This is a genomic window from Stenotrophomonas sp. YJH_SMC_81, from assembly GCF_059370875.1.
This window is the reverse complement of sequence record NZ_JCAFUB010000004.1, coordinates 251554-272686: the sequence shown is the minus strand read 5'-3', so window position 1 is coordinate 272686 and position 21133 is coordinate 251554. Positions and strand designations below refer to the sequence as shown.

Annotated in this window: 18 protein-coding genes; 14 read left to right on the top strand and 4 right to left on the bottom strand. The window is 67.6% G+C overall.

Translation table 11 applies throughout. From position 1 onward, the window contains the following. The first annotated feature begins 95 nt into the window (after nucleotides 1-95). The 11 genes from pstS (AC5P8U_RS10685) (at nucleotide 96) to rnt (ending at nucleotide 9720) form a co-directional block, all read left to right on the top strand. Nucleotides 96-1112: a phosphate ABC transporter substrate-binding protein PstS gene (gene pstS, locus AC5P8U_RS10685; protein ID WP_072166779.1), complete on the top strand. Its 1017-nt coding sequence runs from the start codon at nucleotides 96-98 to the stop codon at nucleotides 1110-1112. A gap of 408 nt (nucleotides 1113-1520) precedes the next feature. Further along, nucleotides 1521-2609: a phosphate ABC transporter substrate-binding protein PstS gene (gene pstS / locus AC5P8U_RS10680; RefSeq protein WP_072166780.1), complete on the top strand. Its 1089-nt coding sequence runs from the start codon at nucleotides 1521-1523 to the stop codon at nucleotides 2607-2609. A gap of 82 nt (nucleotides 2610-2691) precedes the next feature. Then, entirely contained in the window at nucleotides 2692-3660 is a 969-nt protein-coding gene (gene pstC / locus AC5P8U_RS10675; RefSeq protein ID WP_012479635.1) for a phosphate ABC transporter permease subunit PstC, read from the top strand. After that, on the top strand, nucleotides 3660-4523 hold the full coding sequence (pstA, locus tag AC5P8U_RS10670; protein ID WP_005415894.1) for a phosphate ABC transporter permease PstA: 864 nt from the start codon (nucleotides 3660-3662) through the stop codon (nucleotides 4521-4523). Before pstC ends, pstA begins: the two co-directional genes overlap by 1 nt. Before the next feature lie 19 nt (nucleotides 4524-4542). Further along, entirely contained in the window at nucleotides 4543-5373 is an 831-nt protein-coding gene (gene pstB / locus AC5P8U_RS10665) for a phosphate ABC transporter ATP-binding protein PstB (protein ID WP_049411272.1), read from the top strand. Nucleotides 5374-5449: 76 nt separating this feature from the next. Beyond that, nucleotides 5450-6157: a phosphate signaling complex protein PhoU gene (gene phoU / locus AC5P8U_RS10660; RefSeq protein WP_005415893.1), complete on the top strand. Its 708-nt coding sequence runs from the start codon at nucleotides 5450-5452 to the stop codon at nucleotides 6155-6157. A 237-nt stretch (nucleotides 6158-6394) separates the two neighbouring features. Beyond that, the gene (locus tag AC5P8U_RS10655; RefSeq protein ID WP_069137970.1) at nucleotides 6395-6748 is read left to right on the top strand and encodes a hypothetical protein; all 354 of its coding nucleotides are present in this window, start codon (nucleotides 6395-6397) and stop codon (nucleotides 6746-6748) included. Next, nucleotides 6735-7610, top strand: coding sequence for an HvfB family MNIO-type RiPP peptide maturase (locus AC5P8U_RS10650; protein WP_072166781.1), 876 nt, complete (start codon nucleotides 6735-6737; stop codon nucleotides 7608-7610). Before AC5P8U_RS10655 ends, AC5P8U_RS10650 begins: the two co-directional genes overlap by 14 nt. Then, a complete protein-coding gene (locus AC5P8U_RS10645) occupies nucleotides 7603-8358 on the top strand; it encodes an HvfC family RiPP maturation protein (RefSeq protein WP_151355296.1) in 756 nt (251 codons plus the stop codon). Before AC5P8U_RS10650 ends, AC5P8U_RS10645 begins: the two co-directional genes overlap by 8 nt. A gap of 25 nt (nucleotides 8359-8383) precedes the next feature. Then, nucleotides 8384-8905, top strand: a complete 522-nt coding sequence (locus AC5P8U_RS10640; RefSeq protein ID WP_072166783.1) for an HvfX family Cu-binding RiPP maturation protein — start codon at nucleotides 8384-8386, stop codon at nucleotides 8903-8905. A 230-nt stretch (nucleotides 8906-9135) separates the two neighbouring features. Then, nucleotides 9136-9720, top strand: coding sequence for a ribonuclease T (gene rnt, locus AC5P8U_RS10635; RefSeq protein WP_188241231.1), 585 nt, complete (start codon nucleotides 9136-9138; stop codon nucleotides 9718-9720). A gap of 332 nt (nucleotides 9721-10052) precedes the next feature. Here rnt and AC5P8U_RS10630 read toward each other — a convergent pair whose 3' ends face one another. The 3 genes from AC5P8U_RS10630 to AC5P8U_RS10620 all read right to left on the bottom strand — a co-directional run bounded on the left by AC5P8U_RS10630 (nucleotide 10053) and on the right by AC5P8U_RS10620 (nucleotide 15400). Then, the gene (locus AC5P8U_RS10630) at nucleotides 10053-13079 is read right to left on the bottom strand and encodes a ligand-binding sensor domain-containing diguanylate cyclase (protein WP_088497688.1); all 3027 of its coding nucleotides are present in this window, start codon (nucleotides 13077-13079) and stop codon (nucleotides 10053-10055) included. Between the two features lie 176 nt (nucleotides 13080-13255). Then, complete coding sequence (locus AC5P8U_RS10625) at nucleotides 13256-14665, bottom strand: ATP-binding protein (RefSeq protein ID WP_072166784.1); 1410 nt, start codon at nucleotides 14663-14665, stop codon at nucleotides 13256-13258. Between the two features lie 6 nt (nucleotides 14666-14671). Then, entirely contained in the window at nucleotides 14672-15400 is a 729-nt protein-coding gene (locus AC5P8U_RS10620) for a response regulator (protein ID WP_005415886.1), read from the bottom strand. Nucleotides 15401-15604: 204 nt separating this feature from the next. On the opposite strand from AC5P8U_RS10620, the gene AC5P8U_RS10615 reads away from it, so the two are divergent. Genes AC5P8U_RS10615 through AC5P8U_RS10605 form a run of 3 tightly spaced genes read left to right on the top strand, consistent with a single transcriptional unit; the run spans nucleotide 15605 to nucleotide 20234 of the window. After that, nucleotides 15605-16843, top strand: a complete 1239-nt coding sequence (locus AC5P8U_RS10615) for an efflux RND transporter periplasmic adaptor subunit (protein ID WP_447897259.1) — start codon at nucleotides 15605-15607, stop codon at nucleotides 16841-16843. Next, entirely contained in the window at nucleotides 16840-18798 is a 1959-nt protein-coding gene (locus AC5P8U_RS10610; protein ID WP_227838069.1) for a MacB family efflux pump subunit, read from the top strand. The genes AC5P8U_RS10615 and AC5P8U_RS10610 overlap by 4 nt, the downstream gene beginning before the upstream one ends. Then, nucleotides 18795-20234, top strand: coding sequence for an efflux transporter outer membrane subunit (locus AC5P8U_RS10605; RefSeq protein ID WP_447897258.1), 1440 nt, complete (start codon nucleotides 18795-18797; stop codon nucleotides 20232-20234). Before AC5P8U_RS10610 ends, AC5P8U_RS10605 begins: the two co-directional genes overlap by 4 nt. Nucleotides 20235-20315: 81 nt before the next feature. Here AC5P8U_RS10605 and rlmB read toward each other — a convergent pair whose 3' ends face one another. Then, nucleotides 20316-21059, bottom strand: coding sequence for a 23S rRNA (guanosine(2251)-2'-O)-methyltransferase RlmB (gene rlmB, locus AC5P8U_RS10600; protein ID WP_088497684.1), 744 nt, complete (start codon nucleotides 21057-21059; stop codon nucleotides 20316-20318). Nucleotides 21060-21133: the final 74 nt, after the last annotated feature.

Below are 21133 nucleotides of genomic sequence, written 5' to 3'. Positions count from 1 at the left end.
CATATGACAGACGCGGACGTGTCACGCAACCGTTATGGAATGTGCACCGAAACGTCGGGCAACCGCCCTTCGACCACCACCCCAGGAGTCTCCCCGTGATCCACGCCTTCAAATCGCGCGCCGCTGTCGCCATCCTGGCTGCATCGTCCGTGTTCGCCGCCAACGCCGCCGACATCACCGGCGCGGGCGCATCGTTCATCTACCCGGTCATGTCCAAGTGGTCGGCCGACTACAGCGCCGCAACCGGCAACAAGGTCAACTACCAGTCCATCGGTTCCGGCGGCGGTATTGCCCAGATCAAGGCCAAGACCGTTGATTTCGGCTCTTCCGATGCGCCGCTGAAGCCGGAAGACCTGGCTGCTGCAGGCCTGGCGCAGTTCCCGTCGGTGATCGGCGGCGTGGTGCCGGTAGTCAACGTGGCCGGCATCGCGCCGGGCGCGCTGAAGCTGGACGGCGCCGTGCTGGCCAACATCTTCCTGGGCAAGATCAAGAGCTGGAACGACCCGGCCATCGCCGCACTGAACCCGGGCGTGACCCTGCCCAACGCCAAGGTCACCGTCGTGCATCGTTCGGACGGCTCGGGCACCACCTTCAACTTCGTCAACTACCTGTCCAAGGTCAGCCCGGAGTGGAAGAGCTCGGTCGGTGAAGGCACCTCGGTGCAGTGGCCGGCCGGCATCGGCGGCAAGGGCAACGAAGGTGTTGCCGCCTATGTGAAGCAGATCAAGGGCGGCATCGGCTATGTCGAACTGTCCTACGCGCTTCAGAACAAGCTCTCCTACACCGCGATGAAGAATGCCGCCGGCAAGTTCGTGCAGCCGAGCGACACCTCGTTCGCTGCCGCCGCTGCCAGCGCCGACTGGGCCAACGCCCGCGACTTCTACCTGGTGATGACCAATGCGCCGGGCGCCGAGTCCTGGCCGATCACCGCCACCAACTTCATCCTGGTGCAGAAGACGCCGAAGAATGCTGCCAATGGCAAGGCGACCCAGGAGTTCTTCCGCTGGGTCTACAAGAACGGCGACGCCCAGGCCCGCCAGCTGGACTACGTGCCGCTGCCGGACAGCCTGGTCCGCCAGATCGAGACCTACTGGTCGCAGAACCTGAAGTAAGCGCGTTCCCCTGCAGGAACGGGGGCGGCGGGTCCTCTCTCCCCCGCCGCTCCCACCCGGGCGCGAGATCCTCGAGATCTCGCGCTCTTCTTGTTTTCGGGGATGCACCTGCCTCTGTAGAGCCGAGCCGACGCTCGGCTGCGCTCTGGAGCGTGCGGACCAACGGTCCGCACCTACCGTGGGCAGGGAGCTGTCGCGCATTGACGCTGCAAGGACCAACCCGCCGTCATATCAGTGCGCAGATCCGGGGTTTCCGGGTCCCGGCCGGATCGGCGCCAACCCTGTGAAACCCTTGTCAGAACGTGATCCAGGACACCTCTGTCATGGTCGTAATACGGCTGTAACAAAAACATCATTTCATAGCCGCATCCGCCGACCACGTCGGCTCTTCCCCGCTATGGAGTGACCATGAAACTGCACTCGGCCGGCCTTGCCGCCCTTTCCCTGGCCATCGCCCTGGGCCTGTCGGCCTGCGGTGGCGACAAGCAGGCCGCGCAGCAGCCGGCTGCCGACGGTAACGCCGCTCCGGCCGCCGCCGGTGCCAAGGTGACCGCCGAAGTGTCCGGCGCGGGCGCGTCCTTCATCTTCCCGCTGGTCTCCAAGTGGTCGGCTGACTACAACGCCAGCACCGGCGCCAAGATCAACTACCAGTCGATCGGCTCCGGCGGCGGCATCGCCCAGATCAAGGCCGGGACCGTCGACTTCGGTTCGTCCGACAAGCCGCTGAGCAGCGAGGAGCTGGCCCAGGCCGGCCTGGCGCAGTTCCCGTCGGCCATCGGCGGCGTGGTGCCGGTGGTCAACATCGAAGGCCTGGAAGCCGGCAAGCTGCGCCTGAGCGGCGCCCTGCTGGCCGACATCTTCCTGGGCAAGGTCAAGACCTGGAACGACCCGGCGATCGTCGCCGCCAACCCGGGCGTGAAGCTGCCGGACGGCAAGATCACCCTGGTCCACCGTTCGGACGGTTCGGGCACCACCTTCAACTTCTCCAACTACCTGTCCAAGGTCAGCCCGGAGTGGAAGAGCAAGGTCGGCGAAGGCACCTCGGTGCAGTGGCCGGACGGCGTCGGTGGCAAGGGCAATGAAGGCGTTGCGTCCTACGTGAAGCAGATCAAGGGCTCGATCGGCTACGTCGAACTGGCCTATGCCCTGCAGAACGGCATGCCGTACACCGCCATGCAGAACGCCGCCGGCAACTGGGTCGAGCCGAGCGCGGAAACCTTCGCCGCTGCGGCCGCCAGCGCCGACTGGGCCAGCGCCAAGGACTTCAACCTGGTCATCACCAACGCCCCGGGCGAGCAGGCGTGGCCGATCACCGCCACCAACTTCATGCTGATGCAGAAGCAGCCGAAGGACGCCAAGCGCAACCAGGACACCCTGGCCTTCTTCAAGTGGGCCTTCGAGAACGGCCAGGCCCAGGCCAACGAGCTTCACTACGTGCCGCTGCCGGCCGAACTGGTCAAGCAGATCGAGGCCTACTGGGCGACCGACCTGAAGTGATGGACTCGACGGTGCCCGCCCCGCGCGGGCACCGCTTGTTCCACGCCGTGCCGCCCCGCCCCTTCCTGGCCCAGCCGTCCCCATGAATGCCATCGCCCAGCCTGTAGCCGCCCCGTCCACGCGTGATGCGCGTGATGCCCGCAACGACAAACTGTTCCGATGGGTGCTGGTCGGCACCGTCATCTTCGTACTGATCGCCCTGGCCTGCGCCGCGCTGTCGATGCTGTGGGGCGGTCGCCATGCCCTGCAGATGCAGGGGCTGAGCTTCTTCTTCTCCGCCGACTGGAATCCGGTCGAAAACAAGTTCGGCGCCCTGGCTCCGATCTACGGCACCCTGGTCACCGCCGTCATCGCGATGGTCATCGCCGTGCCGGTCAGCTTCGGCATCGCCTTCTTCCTCACCGAAGTCGCGCCGCGCTGGCTGCGTGGCCCGGTCGGTACCGCCATCGAACTGCTGGCCGGCATCCCCTCGATCATCTACGGCATGTGGGGCCTGTTCGTGCTGGTGCCAGTGATGACCGAGTACGTCACCCCGTTCCTCAACGAGACCCTGGGCGAATGGCCGGTCATCGGCCCGATGTTCCAGGGCCCGCCGCTGGGCATCGGCATGCTCACCGCCGGTTTCGTGCTGGCCATCATGGTCATTCCGTTCATTTCCTCGGTGATGCGCGAGGTGTTCCTGACCGTGCCCACCCGTCTGAAGGAATCGGCCTACGCGTTGGGCTCCACCAAGTGGGAAGTGAGCTGGGACATCGTCCTGCCCTACACCCGTTCGGCGGTCATCGGCGGCATCTTCCTCGGCCTGGGCCGCGCGCTGGGCGAAACGATGGCGGTGGCCTTCGTGATCGGCAACAGCGTGCGCCTGTCGCCGTCGCTGCTGGAACCGGGCACCACCATCGCCGCGCTGATCGCCAATGATTTCGGCGAAGCCACTGAAACCTACCGTTCGGCCCTGCTGCTGCTCGGCTTCGTCCTCTTCATCGTCACTTTCGTGGTGCTGGCCATCGCCCGCCTGATGCTGATGCGCCTGTCCCGCAAGGAGGGCAACTGATGTCCACCACCGCTGATTCGCTGTACCTGCGCCGCCGCATCGGCAACGTCGTTGCGATCACTGCGTCCTGCGCCACCGCCCTGTTCGGCCTGTTCTTCCTGGGCTGGATCCTGTTCACCCTGGCTGCCAAGGGCCTGGCCGGCATCAACTGGGATCTGTTCACCAAGATGACCCCGCCGCCGATGCAGGACGGCGGCCTCGCCAACGCCTTCTTCGGCAGTGCCGTGATGTGTGCACTGGCCATCGGCATCGGCACCCCGCTGGGCGTGCTGGCCGGTACCTGGCTGGCCGAGTATGGCAACGCCCGCAAGGCCGGCACCGTGGTCCGCTTCGTCAACGACATCCTGCTGTCGGCGCCGTCCATCGTGCTGGGCCTGTTCGTCTACACGCTGTACGTGATGCAGACCGGGGGCAACTTCTCGGCGTTCGCCGGCGCCCTGTCGCTGGCCTTCATCGTGCTGCCGGTGGTGGTACGCACCACCGACGAAATGCTGCGCCTGGTGCCCTCGCAGATGCGCGAAGCGGCCCTGTCGCTGGGCATCCCGCAGTGGAAGGTGATCGTGCAGGTGCTGTACCGCAGTGCCTCGGCCGGCATCATCACCGGCATCCTGCTGGCGCTGGCCCGCATTTCCGGCGAGACCGCTCCGCTGCTGTTCACCGCCTTCGGCAACCAGTACTGGAACAACAACATCTTCCAGCCAATGGCTTCGGTGCCGGTGGTGATGAACCAGTTCGCCGGCAGCCCGTATGAATCCTGGCAGGTACTGGCCTGGGCCGGTGCCCTGGTGCTGACTGTCTTCGTGCTGCTGGTCAGCCTTGCCGCCCGCGGCATCCTGCTGCGCAACCGTATCTCCCATGACTGACCTTTCCGTGGATAACGCCATGAACGACCTTTCCAACGCCGTGCCGATGCAGCGCATCGCCGTGCCGTCCTCGCACGAGAGCCTGCACACCCCGGCTCCGGTCAAGCTTGCCGCGCGCGGACTGGACTTCTACTACGACAAGTTCCATGCCCTGAAGGGCATCAACCTGGAAATCCCGGAGAAGCGCGTGACCGCGCTGATCGGTCCTTCCGGTTGCGGCAAATCGACCCTGCTGCGCATCTTCAACCGCATCTACGCGCTGTACCCGAAGCTGGAAGCGCGCGGTGAAGTGCTGCTGGACGGCGAGAACATCCTGTCGCCGAAGTACCCGATGAACCGCCTGCGCAGCAAGGTCGGCATGGTGTTCCAGAAGCCGGTGCCGTTCCCGATGACCATTTTCGAGAACGTGGCCTACGGCATCCGCCACCACGAGAAGCTGAGCAAGGCCGATATGGCCGACCGCGTCGAGCAGGCGCTGCGCCAGGGCGCACTGTGGGACGAAGTGAAGGACAAGCTGGGGCAGAGCGCACTGGGCCTGTCCGGTGGCCAGCAGCAGCGCCTGTGCATCGCCCGTGCCGTGGCCCTGCGCCCGTCGGTGCTGCTGCTGGACGAGCCGACCTCGGCGCTGGACCCGATCTCGACCAGCCGCATCGAGCAGCTGGTGGAAGAACTCAAGCACGAGTACACGATCGTGATCGTCACCCACAACATGCAGCAGGCTGCGCGCGTGTCCGACTACACCGCCTTCATGTACCTGGGCGACCTGATCGAGCACGACCGCACCGAAGTGATCTTCTCGCAGCCGTCGCAGCGGCAGACCGAGGACTACATCACCGGTCGCTTCGGCTGAAACCTCAGTCGAGCGTGGCTCGACTCTCCAGACAACGTCTGTCGAGCATGGCTCGACTCTACAGAGCGGAACAACCATGAACCTTCCCAACGACCACATCGTCAAGAGCTACGACGAGGAGCAGCAGCGCCTGGTGGCCGAAATCGTGCGCATGGGCGAGATGGCCGTCGCCCAGCTCGAAGCGGCGATGGACGTGATCGAGAAACGCGATGAGAACGCCGCCCATCGCATCATCGCCAACGACGAAGCGATCGACGCGCTTGAGCAGCAGATCAGCCACGACGTGATGCGCCTGGCGCTGCGTGGGCCGATGGCGCGCGACCTGCGCGAGATCCTCGCTGGCCTGCGCATCCCGGCCGACATCGAGCGCATCGGCGACTATGCAGCGAACGTGGCCAAGCGCTCGATCGCGCTGGGCAAGGTGCCGCCGCTGCCGCAGATCCAGGGCCTGCGCGCGCTGGGCCGCCTGGCCGCGCAGCAGGTGCGCCGTGCCATCGCCGCCTACCGCGACAACGATGCCGAGGCCGCACTGGCACTGCGCGAGGACGACGCCCGCCTGGACGCCCAGTACACGGCGCTGTTCCGCGAGCTGCTCACGTACATGATGGAAGACCCGCGCAACATCACCCCGTGCACCCACCTGCTGTTCATGGCCAAGAACCTGGAGCGCGTGGGCGACCACGCGACCAACATCGCCGAGAACGTGTGGTTCCTGGTGCACGGCGAGCAGCCGCTGCCACCGCGTGAGAAGCGTGACGAGACCTCCAGCACCGGCCAGCCCTGACGCTGCACTGCAACACCGGAGTCGACTCCAAGGTGGCCGCTGTCCTGTGACAGCGGCCTTCCTTTTTTGCGGTGTTCCGCCCGCGTTGTGGGCGCCGTGCTTGCCCGGCGCAGACCTTCCGGATGCTTCTGTAACAAATCTCACGAAAATTTGAGTTCTTGGCGAGGATTCGTTGAGTAGGATCGCTGCACCATCGTTTCACCCCGGGCACCTGCCCACCACCCAGGAGTAAGACCGATGAGCAGTTCCAACAAGACCCTGTCCCTGCTGACCGCTACCGCCCTGGCCGCCGGCCTGGGCATGACCGCCAGCGCCTCGGCGCTGAGCATGAGCGACCTCGCCCAGGGCTACCTTGTGGCCGGCCAGGCAGCCAAGGCCAGCACCGATGCCAAGGCCGCCGACACCAAGATGGCCGCTGACGCAACCAAGCACGCCGAAGGCAAGTGTGGTGCCGATGGCAAGAGCGGCGAAGGCAAGTGCGGTGCCGACAAGGGCAAGGCTGCCGGCGCAGCGGGCGCCAAGGCCAAGGCCGGCGACACGAAGTCGGCTGAAGGCAAGTGCGGCGAAGGCAAGTGCGGTGGCAAGCACTGACGTCCGCGCCAGCCTCGTCCACCCGCGGTCGCCGCTTCGTGCGGCGGCCGCCGGGTTGGGCCTGCGCCGGGCGCTGCTGCAGGACCTGCGTGACGCCCCGGAAGGCGACTTCGACTTCCTCGAATGCGCACCGGAGAACTGGATCCATGTCGGCGGCCCGGCCGGTGATGCCCTGGCCGAACTGGCGCAGCGCCATCCGCTGAGCTGCCACGGCCTGTCGCTGTCGCTGGGCGGCAGTGCACCGCTGGATACCCAGCTGCTGGAACAGGTCGGCCGGTTCCTGGAGAAGCACCGCGTGCCGCTGTACAGCGAGCACCTGAGCTACTGCAGCGACGACGGCCACCTGTACGACCTGCTGCCGATTCCCTTTACCGACGAAGCCGTGCGCCATACCGCCGCGCGCATCCGCACGGTGCAGGACCTGCTGGGCCGCCGTATCGCGGTGGAGAACGTGTCCTACTACCTGGCACCGGAACCGGCGATGGACGAGCTGGCGTTCACCAATGCGGTGCTCGCCGAAGCCGACTGCGACCTGCTGCTGGACGTCAACAACGTCTACGTCAACGCCTGCAACCACGGCTACGATGCCGATGCCTTCATCGCCGGCCTGCCTGCGCAGCGCATCGTCTGCCTGCATGTGGCCGGTCATCTGGATGAAGCCCCGGACCTGAAAATCGATACCCACGGCAGCGCGGTGATCGATCCGGTCTGGGCGCTGCTGGCACGTACCTATGCACGCATCGGCCCGCGCCCCACCCTGCTCGAACGCGATTTCAATTTCCCGCCTTATGCAGAACTGCAGGGCGAACTGCAGACCATCCGCCGCCTGCAGGCCACGCACGCCGGGATGGCACATGATTGATTCCGCCGACACCCTGCGCGCGCAGCAGCACGCGTTCACCGCACACCTGCGCGACCCGCAGGCGGTACCTGCGCCGGCCGGCCTGGATCCACGCCGGGTCGCGGTATACCGGCACCTGCTGTTCAACAACCTGCTCGGCCTGTTGAGCAACGGTTTCCCGGTCTGCGTGCGCCTGCTTGGCGAACCGGCCTGGAGCGCCCTGGTGCGCCACTACTTCGCCACGCATCGCTGCCAGACACCGCTGTTCACCGAATTGGCCGCTGAATTTGTGCAGTGGCTGCAGGCGCAGCCACAGCTGCCGCACCCGGCATTGGCCGAACTGGCGCACTACGAGTGGGTGGAAACCGCGCTGTACCAGCTGCAGGCCGAACCGCTTCCTGCGCCTGGCGATACTGATCCACTTCGGGTGCCGCTGCGGCGTTCGCCGCTGGCATGGCCGCTGCTGTACCAATGGCCGGTGCACCGTCTCGGTGCAGAGGATGCGCCGACCCAGCCCCTTCCAGAACCCACCGGCCTGCTGGTCCGCCGCGAAGCCGACGGTGAAGTGCGATTCGCCGCGCTCAGCCCGCTGGCGGTACACCTGCTGGCCAGCATCGGCGAACGGCCCGGCCTGGAAGGACAGACGTACCTGCAGCAGCTGGCCACCTCGCACGGCCTGGCCGAAGACGCACTGGCCGAGCCCGGTGCTGCACTGCTGCTGCAGTTCCTGCAGGCCGGCGTGATCGGCCCGGCCGCACCCCCGCCCTGACGCCTCTTCCACTGGAGATCCAACGATGAACCTGCCGCTCCTGGCCGCCGCGCGCGGCCGGCTGGACCGTCTCGCCCCTTGGGTGGCGCCGCTGGGCCTGCGCCTGCTGCTGGCCTGGGAATACTTCGAATCCGGCCGTGAGAAGCTGCACGGCCAGAACTGGTTCGCCGACCTGCAGGACGCCTTCCCGTTCCCGTTCAACCAACTGCCTGCTGCCCTGAACTGGCAGCTGGCCACCTGGTTCGAACTGGTTGGCGCGGCCTGCCTGCTGTTTGGTTTCGGTACCCGCTTCGCCGCCGCCAGCCTGCTGGTGCTGACCGTGGTGGCGACCTATGCGGTGCATTGGCCGATGCAATGGAATTCGCTGGGTGACCTCGCGATGGGGTATGCCATCAGCGACCAGGGCTACGGCAACTTCAAGCTGCCGGTGCTGTTCATGGCCATGCTGCTGCCGCTGATCTTCACTGGCGCCGGCAAGCTGAGCGTGGACGCCTGGTTGGCCCGGTGGCAGCTATCGGTCACGACGGCACGGCCTGCGGTGCGCTAGATGCCGGCCATGATCGGTGCGCCGTGTGCCAACCAAGGTTGGCACCGGAATCCTGAGCGTGCGGTGCCCGGTAGGTGTCGACCTTGGTCGACACACGCCCACGCAGGGAACCCATGCGCAGAAGGCTGGCCGGGCGCTCAGGGTCGCTCTGCTAGAATTCACGCATGACTGACTCCCCCTCCGCACCTGCCGCCGCTCCCGATTCCGCAGTACCCCAGGCGCAGCGCGCGATGTCACAACGCTTCCGCGGCTTCCTGCCGGTGGTGGTGGATGTGGAAACCGGTGGCTTCGACAGCCAGCGCAATGCGCTGCTGGAAATCGCTGCGGTGCCGATCGAGATGGACGAGAACGGCCTGCTCTACCCCGGCCACACCGCCAGTGCCCACGTGGTCCCAGCCGAGGGCCTGGAAATCGATCCGAAGTCGCTGGAAGTGACCGGCATCATCCTCGACCACCCGTTCCGGCTGGCCAAGGAAGAAAAAGCGGCGTTGGACCACATCTTCACTCCGGTGCGTGCGGCGATGAAGAAGTACGGCTGCCAGCGCGCGATCCTGGTGGGCCACAACGCGCATTTCGACCTCGGCTTCGTCAACGCGGCCGTGGCCCGCACCGGCCACAAGCGCAACCCGTTCCATCCGTTCAGCGTGTTCGACACGGTCACCCTGGCCGGTATCGCCTACGGCCAGACCGTGCTGGCGCGTGCGGCCACCGCCGCCGGGCTGGGTTGGGATGCCAACGAGGCACACAGCGCGGTGTATGACACCGAGCAGACCGCGCGGCTGTTCTGCACCATCGCCAACGCCTGGCCGCGGTGAAGCGGCCAACGGCGGAGCCCCTCGTGGCGTGAAGCGAATCATCAGTTGGGCCGGGCGGGTGGACTGCGCAGGGGACGCTGCAAGTACGTCCATGTAAGCTCGGTCGCCGCATCCATGCGGCTCACGCCCCTGCGCAGCCCACCCGTCCGGCCACGGACACGTTGCTGGGTGCCACGGAAAGATCAGAAAAGCAGGAGCAACAGCGGATCGCTGCGCTCGTTGGGGCTGCCGACGACCTCTGTGGTGGGTACTCCTTTGGTGGGTGCCGACCATTGGTCGGCACCGCCGCTTGGTGCGGCACTCCAGTAGATCCACGCCATGCGTGGATGTGATCAACCGATGCTCGTGCGATCGCGGCCGTCGCTCTTGGCACGGTACAGCGCGCGGTCGGCGCGCTGGTACAGCAGTGCCGGGGTGCGGTCGTCGGCATCCAGCTCTACCAGGCCCGCGCTGAAGGTGACACGCAGGCCCGCCACGCCGCCCCAATCGGGATGATCATGGAACAGGCCACGCAGGCGCGCGCACAGCTGTGCGGCTTCCTCCAGGCGGGTGTCGTTGAGCAGCAGCGCGAACTCTTCGCCGCCGGTGCGCGCCGGCAGGTCGGAGTCGCGGCAGGCCGCTGCGATCAATGACGCCACCTGCACCAGCACGGCATCGCCGATGCTGTGGCTGTGGCGGTCGTTGACCTCCTTGAAGTGATCGATGTCGAGCACCACCAGGCACAACGGATGACCACTGCGCTGTGACCGGGCGAAGTCACGCGCCAGCGTTTCGTCGAAGGCGCGGCGATTGGCCAGGCCGGTCAGGGCATCCTCGCGGGCCTGCCGCTCGAAGGCTTCGGCCTGGCGCGCCAGGCGCTCGGCCAGTTCGGTCTTTTCCTGGTTCAGCGCCTGCAGGTGCACCGTCTTGGCCTGCAGGTCGAAGGTCGCTTCGTCCACCCGCCGTGCCAGGCGCAGATTGCTGGCCTTCAGCTGCTGCAGCAGCAGCCGGTACAGGGCCACAAGGCCAGCCAGCAGCAGCATCCCCGCCAGCACCTGCACGCTGCGGCGCTGCCACCAGAACGGCTCCACGGTGAAGCTCCACACCGCCTCCTGTTGGCCCCAGCTGCCGCCGGGATGGGCGGCCGCCACATGCAGGGTGTAGTCGCCCGGCGGCAGTCCGACGAACTCGACGCTGCGCTGCGGGCCGCGCTCGACCCAGCCGGCATCCAGCCCGTCCAGCCGCGTGCGGTAGCGGATCCGGTCGGACATCAGGTAGCTCAGGCCGACATAGCTCACCGCCAACCGGCGCCCCCCGGGAACATGGTTGCGATCCGGCCCTTCCCAATGCACCGGCGCGCCATCCACCTGCACGCTCTCGATCGCGGCTGGCGGCGATGGCCGCTCGCGGAAACGCTGCAGGCGCTGCGGGTCGACCGTGCTCAGGCCGCCTGCGGTGACCACCCAGAACGTGCCGTCCTGGCGCAGGATCGCCGATGGGCTGGAGCTGCCGTTGGCCTGTGCATTGGCCATGCCGTCGATCTCGTTGTAACGCTCCACCGCCACCCGCGGCGTGCGGCCATCGGCCACGGCGTTGAGGGTGGCCATATCGGTGCGCAACACGCCGCGATTGCTGCTGATCCACACATTGCCAAGGCGATCCGGCACCAGCTGGAACACCGCATCCACCGGCATGCCCTGCTCCAGGCCGACCCGTGCCAGCCTGCCATTGCGCCAGCGGTAAAGGCCGCGATCACTGCTGATCCACATCGCGTCGCCCAGCTGGTGGAAGCCGAACACGCTGCGGCCACCGCCCAGCGGCGCCAGATCGATCGACTGCACGTGGTCGCCGCGCAGCACGCGGATGCCTTCGATGGTGCCGATCCACAGGTTGCCCTGATGGTCATGCTCAAGCGCGGTGATCAGGCCGCCGGGCATGCCCGGCACGTTCGAGACCTGCACATGGTCGCCGTCGATGCGCACCACGCCCTTCTGCGTGCCGGCCCAGACCACGCCCTGGGAATCAACGCTGATCGCACGGATGTTGCCACCCGGCATGCCGTCGGCTGCCGCGTAGTTGTGGCGCAGGTGGCCGTCGCGGCCGAGCCGGTAGACCCCATCGCCGAAGGTGCCCACCCACAGATCACCATCCGGCCCCTGCGCCAGGCTCAGGACGGACGGTGCCTTGCCACCGCGGTTGTGCAGCGGCACGGCACGGAACCGGCCATCCGGCGTCTGCAGGTCCAAGCCACTGGCGCTGCCGACCCACAGCTGGCGATCTCGATCCTCGAATACCGTGCGCACGTAGTCGCCACTGAGCCCATCGCGCTCGGTGTAGCTGCTGAACAGCGTTTCGCGCAGGCGATAGAGCCCGCCGTTGGCGCCCACCCAGATGCTGCCTTCGGCATCCTCGCGCAGGCTGACCACGCGTCCGCCCGGCAGGTTCAGGCCGGCCGGCAGTCGCTCCAGGCCATGTGCGGAGATGCGCAGCAGGCCCTGGTTCTCGGTTCCCAGCCACAGGTCACCGTGCCGGTCCTGCAGCATCGAGGTCATGTGCAGCTGGCCCGGCAGGCGGTGCACCAGCACCAGCTGGTCGTCCTCCACCCGGTACAGGCGCTCACCGGCGACGATCCACAACGCGCCATCCGGCGCACGGTAGGGCCACGACAGGCCACTGCCGGCACCCAGCCCCCATGCGGCGGGGGCGCGCTTGAGCACGCCATCGTTGTCGCGCAGCACCAGCCCGTCCAGCGTACCGACCCAGACCCGGTCCTGCGCGTCGACCACCAGCCTGGTGAAGCTCATCGCCATCGGCAGGTCCGCCGCCGGCGCCTGGTAGACAATGCCGCTGTCCGGCGTCAGGTAGCCGATGCCCTTGCCTTCGTACAGCAGCCACAGCCGCCCCTGGCTGTCCATCTGCATGGACTGGATCAACACCTGCGGCGTATCGGCCTGGTGCTCCCAGACCCGCCATTGGCCATCACTGCCACGGTGGCTGACGTTGCCGCGTGAATCGCTGATCCACAGTCCGCCCTGGCGGTCGACGAACAGAGCACCGATGCCGTTGTCGCGCAGGCCCGGGCGCGTGCTGCGGTCGAACACGGTGAAATCCAGGCCGTTGTAGCGCACCAGCCCTTCCCAGGTGGCGAACCACAGATGGCCTTCCGGTGTCTGCGCAATGTCGCGCAGCGAGTTGTGCGGCAGGCCATTGCGCGAGGTCCATACATCAATGGCGTAGTCGCGCAGCGGGGGCGCGCCTTCCTGCGCAGCCAACGGCAGCGCGAGGGCCAGCAGCAGCCACAACAGGCCCTGCCGCAGTGCCCGCCTGAATCCTGATGCGCGGCGCTCCACCCAGCGCCTCTTGTCCCCCTGCCCGCCCATCACCGCAGCGGCGGCGGCCAGGTGCGGCTGCAGGACGCGGCAGCGTGCGGGAACGGCCGGGCAGCGTGCAATGGCATGCCGGCAGGAACGGGCTGGCTCATCGGGGGGAGACTGGGGAGATGCGCAGATGATAGGCCAAACCGCGGCCCCGGCGTCACCGTCCGCAGCGCGCCGACTCAGCCGGCGCGGCCGGGCGCCACCACCTGGGCACTGGCCGGCCACTGCACCACCGCCTCCAGGCCACCTTCGGCCCGGTTGCGCAGCCACAGCCGGGCGCCGTCCTTCTCGGCCAGGGCGCGCGCGATGGTCAGGCCCAGGCCGGCCCCGCCGGTTTCGCGCGAACGCGAGGTCTCCACCCGCACGAACGGATCGAACACCGCCTCCAGCTGCTCTTCGGCCAGGCCCGGGCCGTCATCGGCCACCACCACGGTAATTGCACCGCCGCTCCGCTCAACCCGCACCCGTGCCCGCTGCGCGTACATCACCGCGTTGTCCACCAGGTTGGAGAACAGCCGGTGCATGGCCAACGGACGCAACATCAGCACCGAACCACTGCCCCCTTCGAAGACCACATCACCGCCGCCTTCGGCGGCGTCCTCAACAATGCTCTCCAGCAGCGAATCCAGGTCCAGTGCGGCGCGCTGCTCGGCACTCTCGGCGCTGCGCGCCAGTTCCAGGCCCTCGCGCACCAGCGCCTGCATCGCCGCCAGGTCGCCGATCAGGCGCTCACGCAGGGCCTCGTCGCTGACATTCTCCAGGCGCAGGCGCAGCCGCGTCAGCGGCGTCTGCAGGTCGTGGGTGATCGCCGCCAGCATCTGCGTGCGTTCGGCCAGGTGCCGCTGCAGGCGGTGCTGCATGGCGTTGAAGGCTTCGGCGGCACGCTGCACTTCGCGCGGCCCGCGCAGTGGCAACGGGTCGCGCTGCAGGTCATCGCCAAGGTCTTCTGCGGCTGCGGCCAGTTCCTGCAGCGGCGCGCTGGCCATGCGCGCGACGATATAGGCCAGCACGGCAATCGCCAGCACCAGCAGGGTCAGGAACCATGGGTCCACGGCGAGGATGCCGTTGTGCGCCACCGCCGGCGAGTCCAGTGCCAGCTTCAGCAGCGTGCCGTCGTTGAGGGTCACGTCCACTGCACGGCATCTGGGCGGGATGAACGCGGGGTCGCGTTCGCGCGGCGGCCGCCGGTGGCCCGGCGGCGGCGGCGGCAGCAGCTCCTGCAGTTTGGGAATGCAGGAGCGGAACGAAGCGAAGTGCACGTGCGCGCGCGACACCGGCCCGGGGCGGTCTTCCAGTACTTCCATCAGCGCCGTGTCGGCACGCCCCAGGCGTGCGCCCGGCTGCAGCGCGCGCACGCTCGGCCCGCCGATCGCCAGCAGGCGCTCGCGCAGCTCCGGATTGCCGTCCAGCAGGTTGACGTAGCCCTGCAGGCGGTCGGCGATGCGGTTCAGGTTCTGCCGCTCGAACTCCTGCTGGCGCTTGGAGGTGGCCAGCATGGTCGCGCCGATCGCAGCCACCGCCATGCCCAGCAGCAGGATCACGAACAACCGCCCGACCATCGAGGACAGGAAATGGCGCAGGCGCTTCATCGCGGTTTATTCCAGGTTGACCGACGAGGCCAGCACGTAGCCTTCGTTGCGCACGGTCTTGATCAGTCCATCCGGGCCACCATCGTCGCCCAGCTTGTTGCGCAGGCGGCTGACCTGCAGGTCGATCGCGCGGTCCTGAGCCTCGTAGTTGCGGCCACTGCTGAGCGCGACCAGCTGCTCGCGCGACAGCACCTTGTTGGCGTGGGCGATGAACACCCGCAGCAGGCGGAACTCGGCGCCGGACAGCACCACCACGCGGCCATCCGGATCGACCAGGTGGCGATGCTCCAGGTCGAATACCCAGCGCGAGAAACGCGCGCGGCGTACCGCCAGTGGTTCCAGGTTGGCCGGCAGCGCCTCGGTCCGGCGCAGCACGTTGCGGATGCGCGCCAGCAGCTCGCGCGGCTCGAACGGCTTGGCCAGGTAGTCGTCGGCGCCCATTTCCAGGCCCAGCACGCGGTCGATCGGCTCGGCGCGCGCGGTCAGCATGATCACCGGCGTGTTCGAACGCGCACGCAGGTCACGGCACAGGGTCAGACCATCCTCGCGCGGCAGGTTGAGGTCCAGCACGATCAGGTCCACGTGCTCGCGGTCCAGCAGCTGGCGCATGGCGGTGCCATCGGCCGCAGTGCTCACCTGGTAGCCGGCGCGGCCGAGCTGCTCGGCCAGCAGCGTGCGGATGTCGTTGTCGTCGTCGACGATCAGCAGTCGATGCATCGGGTTTTCAGTCTCCATGTCGCGATCATCCCGTGTCGGCAGCTGAACCGCATCCGGGGCAATGCGTACCAGTGTATCCACCCGCGGGCGGGATACCTGTGGTTACGCCTGTTCACCGACAGTGTTACATACAGACATACCCCGAGGATTGAGCCGTCCATCGCCCGGTCTTCACAATGCCCACCAACGCCGCCTTCGCGGCCTCGAGAGTGAAGCCACGACGTGACGTTCCGCCTGCTGCCAGCGACCCGCCGGAGTCGCCTGATGCTGATCGCCCTGCTCGCCCTGATCGTCGCCGCGACCGCCTGGTGGCTGCTGCGCAAGCCCGCCGCCCCGGCGGTGGCAACCTCGCCGGTCAGCCGCGGTGACATTGAACAAACGGTGGATGCCACCGGCGTGATCGACGCCTACAAGCTGGTCAGCGTCGGCGCGCAGGCCTCGGGCCAGATCAAATCGCTGAAGGTACAGCTGGGCGACACCGTGAAGGAAGGCGACCTGATCGCCGAGATCGATGCCACCACCCAGCAGAACCAGGTGCTCAACGCGCAGGCCTCGCTGGACCAGGTCACTGCCCAGCGCGCGGTGCAGCAAGCCACCCTGCGCCAGGCCGAACTGGAGTTCGCGCGCCAGCAGCAGATGCTGGCCGCCGAGGCCACCTCGCGCCAGGAATACGATGCCGCCGAGGCACAGCTGAAGACCGCCCGCGCCCAACTGCAGTCCTACGAGGCGCAGATCAAGGGCCGCGAAACCGAGCTGGGCACCGCCCGCGCCAACCTGGCCTACACCCGCATCACCGCACCGATGGACGGCACCGTGGTCGCGGTGGTGGCCGAAGAAGGCCGTACCGTGAACGCCAACCAGACCGCACCGACCATCGTCATGCTGGCGCGGCTGGACGTGGTCACCGTCAATGCCGAGATCTCCGAGGCCGACGTGGTCAAGATCAAGCCCGGCATGCCGGTGTACTTCACCACCCTGGGCGACCCGGACCGCAAGTATCACGCCACGCTGCGCCAGATCAATCCGGCGCCGGCCTCGATCGCCAACGAGAATTCGTCCAGCTCCAGCAGCTCCTCCAGCTCCAGCTCCAGCAGCGCGGTCTACTACAACGCGCTGTTTGATGTGGAAAACCCGGACGGCACGCTGCGCATCGACATGACCGCGCAGGTCTCGGTACTGCTCAAGCAGGCCAAGGGCGTGCTGATGGTGCCGGCGGTGGCACTGGGACCGAAGCGCCGTGGCGATGAGCGGATGGTGCGGGTGCTGGACGACGAGGGCCAACCGCAGCCGCGCAAGGTCACCGTGGGCATCAACAACGGCGCCTCGGCCGAGATCCTGTCCGGCTTGAAGGAAGGCGAGCGCGTGGTGGTCGGCGAAGCCGGTGCGGCCGGTGCCAGCACCGGCGGCAACCGCGGCGGCATGCAGATGCGGGTCGGTGGCCCGGGCATGGGGCGCCGATGAGCACGACGGCGCCGCTGCTGCGCCTGCGCGACCTGCGACGTGAATTCCCGGCCGGCGACGATGTGATCGCCGTACTGCGCGACGTCCATCTCGACATCCACGCCGGCGAGATGGTCGCCATCGTTGGCCAGTCCGGCTCGGGCAAGTCGACGCTGATGAACATCCTCGGCTGCCTTGACCGTCCCACTCGCGGCAGCTACCAAGTGGCCGGCCGCGAAACCGGAAAGATGGAGCCGGACGAACTGGCCGAACTGCGCCGCGAGCATTTTGGTTTCATCTTCCAGCGCTACCACCTGCTCGGCGACCTCGACGCGCGCGGCAATGTGGAAGTGCCGGCCGTTTACGCCGGCAGTCCCGGGCCGGTGCGCAACGCGCGTGCCGAGCAACTGCTGCGGCGGCTGGGGCTGGGCGACCGCATGCATCACAAGCCAGGCCAGCTTTCCGGTGGCCAGCAGCAGCGCGTGTCGATCGCACGCGCCCTGATGAACGGCGGCGAGGTGATCCTGGCCGACGAACCAACAGGCGCGCTCGATACGAAATCCGGTGAGGAAGTGATGGCGATCCTCGGCGAACTGCATGCCGAAGGCCACACCATCATCATCGTCACCCACGACATGAGCGTGGCCCAGCACGCGCAGCGCATCATCGAGATCCGCGATGGCGAGATCATTGCCGACCGCGCCAATCCGGATGCGCCGAGTTACCGCGCCCAGCGCGAAGCCAGTACCGGCGTCGCCCACGGCAACAGCTGGCGGGCGGCCCGCGACCGCTTCACCGAAGCGTTCCGCATGGCGCTGCTGGCGATGAACGCCCATCGCCTGCGCACCTTCCTGACCATGCTCGGCATCATCATCGGCATCGCCTCGGTGGTCTCGGTGGTGGCCTTGGGCAACGGCTCGCAGCAGCAGATCCTGCAGAACATCAGCGCGCTCGGCACCAATACCATCGACGTCTACCCCGGCCGCGGTTTTGGCGACATGCGCTCGGCGCGGGTACAGACGCTCAAGGCCAGCGATGCCGATGCACTGGCAAAGCAGAGCTACGTGGACAGCGCCACGCCCAGCGTGTCGACCTCGGTCACCGCGCGTTACCGCAACCAGTCGTCCACCGCCCAGGTCAGCGGCGTCGGCGAGCAGTTCTTCCGGGTCAAGGGCGTGACTCTGCTCAGTGGCAGCTTCTTCGATGCCGATGCAGTCAAGGGCCTGGGCCAGGTGGCGGTGATCGACGAGAACACCCAGACCCAGTTCTTCCCCGATGTCGACCCGGTCGGACAGGTGATCCTGCTCGGCAACGTGCCGGCACGCGTGGTCGGCGTGGCCAAGCGCCAGAGTTTCGGCTTCGGTGGCAGCACCAGCCTCAGCGTGTGGGTGCCCTACACCACGGTGATGTCGCGCATGCTCGGCCAGAGCCATGTCTCCAGCATCACCGTGCGCGTGGACGACAACACACCGATGGATGCCGCTCAGGAAGCGATCACCCGCCTGCTGACGATGCGCCACGGCACCGAGGATTTCTTCCTCAGCAACAGCGCGGAGATCCGCGACACCATCGAACAGACCACGCGCACGATGACCCTGCTGATCGGCGCCATCGCCGCCATCGCGCTGCTGGTCGGCGGCATCGGCGTGATGAACATCATGCTGGTGTCGGTGACCGAGCGCACCCGAGAGATCGGGGTGCGCATGGCCGTCGGTGCACGACAAGGTGATATCCGCCAGCAGTTCCTGATCGAAGCGGTGCTGGTGTGCCTGCTCGGTGGCGTGCTCGGCATCGGCCTGGCCCTGCTGCTGGGCTCGATGATCGGCCGCTTCGCCAGCGACTTCCAGGTGCTGTTCTCCACCGCCTCGATTGTTGCCGCCTTCGCCTGCTCGACCCTGATCGGCGTGGCATTCGGCTTCCTGCCCGCGCGCAACGCCGCGCAGCTCGACCCGGTAGAGGCCCTGGCACGCGAATGAAGATGATGACCCGACTGCCCTTCCCTGCCCCCTCGCGCCGGCTGCTGGCGGGTGCCGTTCTGCTCGCCCTGTCTGGCTGCGCCTCTGTCGGCCGCTATCCGGTGGCCGATCCCGACGTGGCGGCCCAGTATGGGCGTGGCGATGCCACCCTCAACGCACCGGCCGACGACCCGCGCAGCAGCCTGGACACACCGGGCCACGACATCCGCCAGGACACCTGGTGGAGCGGCTTCGGCGACGAGCGCCTGGACCGCCTGGTGGCGCAGGCGCTGGCCGCCAACAGCGACCTGGCCGCCGCCGGCCTGGCCGTGCAGCGTTCGCGCCTGCAGGCCGGCCTGGCCAGCAACGCGCTGTGGCCGCAGCCTTCGTCATCGGGCGTCAGCGGCAATGCCAGCCGCGCCACCGACCAGGCCGACGAATGGCGCCGCAGCTACTCCACCGGCGTATCGCTGGGCTGGGAGGTGGATCTGTGGGGACGCCTGCGCACCCAGCGCGACATCGCCCGCTGGGAAGCCGAAGCCAGCGAGGAAGACCGGCAGAATACCGCCCTGCTGGTGATCAGCGACACCATCACCCAGTACTGGAACCTGGCCTACCTGAACCAGTCGATCGCCACCGGCCAGGCCAACCTGGAGCGGCTGGAGCGCACCCGCGAACTGGTGCAGGCCCGCTTCGACGCCGGTGCGGTATCGCGCCTGGAAGTGCGCCAGGCGCTGCAGAACCTGCAATCGCAGCGCGCCTCGCAGAGCGCGCTGGAACAGCAGCGGGTGGAGGTGCGCAACGCACTGACCGTGCTGCTGGACGGCACGCCCTGGCCCCAGCAGGACGAACCGCAGGACCTGCTGGGCGCACACAGCCCGCGCATTGTCGAGGGGCTGCCGGCCGATCTGCTCGGCCGCCGCCCCGACCTGCGTGCGGCAGAACTCCGCCTGCGCAACAGCCTGAAGACCATCAGGGTCACCGCCACCCAGTACTACCCGGCGCTGAGCCTGACCGGCAGCCTCGGTTCCAGTGCGGCCTCGCTGGGCGATGTACTGCGCAATCCGGTGGCCACGCTGGGTGCCGGCCTTTCGCTGCCATTCCTCAACCTGCAGCGCGCGCAGCTGGATACCGATATCGCCGGCACCAGCTATCAGATCGCCGCGACCAATTTCCGCAAGACGCTGTACACCGCGCTCTCGGAAGTGGACAACGCCCTGTCCGCGCGCGAGCAGCTGGCGCGCCAGGTCGCTGCCTCGCAGGCTTCGTACGAGGAAGCGGTGGAAGTGGAGCGCGCGCAGGAAGTGCGTTATCGCGTGGGTGCTACCGATCTGCGCACCTGGCTGGAAGCGCAGCAGACCCGGCGCGATGCCGAGCTGTCGCTGGCGCGCGTGCGCCAGGGCCAGCTGAACAACGACGTGACCCTGTTCAAGGCACTGGGTGGCAGCGCGGGGTAGCGGCTTCTTAGAGCCGAGCCCATGCTCGGCTGCTTTCCTGATCGGGTATGCGATAGCCGAGCGTGGGCTCGGCTCAACAGATCAACCGCGCTGGCGCACGGCCTCGAACAGGCTGACGCCGGCCGCGACGGAAACATTCAGACTCTCGATCTCGCCCGGCATCGGGATCTTGACCAGGCCATCGCAGTTCTCGCGGGTCAGGCGGCGCAGGCCATCGGCCTCGCCGCCCAGCACCAGCGCGATGTTGCCCTTCAGGTCCAGCTGGTACAGCGACGCGGTGGCCTCACCGGCCAGACCGTAGATCCACACGCCCTGCTTCTGCAGGTCCTTCAGGCAGCGCGACAGGTTGGTTACCGCCACCACCGGGATGAGGTCGGCGGCGCCGGCCGAGGTCTTGCGCACGGTGGCGTTGACCGTGGCCGACTTGTCCTTGGGGATGATCACTGCAGTCGCACCGGCCGCAGCGGCCGAGCGCAGGCAGGCACCCAGATTGTGCGGGTCCTGCACCTCGTCCAGCACCAGCAGCAGCGCCTTGCCCTCGGCCGCAGTGACCAGGCCTTCCAGCTCGTTCTCGCTGTAGGTGGGGGCGGCGGCATAGCGCGCGGCCACGCCCTGGTGGCGCACCGAGCCGCCCACACCGTCCAGCGCCTGGCTGTTCACCTTGCGCACGTCGATGCCCTTGCGGCGGGCGTTTTCCTCGATCTCGGTCAGGCGCGGGTTCTTCGCTCCGGCCTCGACCAGCACTTCGCGGACGTTCTCGGCGTCGTTCTCGATGGAGGAGGCGACGGCGTTGACGCCGACGATCCACTGGCTGTTCTTGCTCATGCGGGCGGGGACCGGAAAGGGGGTGGCTATGGTAGAGCATCGGCGGCGGCCGCGCTTCAAGGCCGCCGAGCATG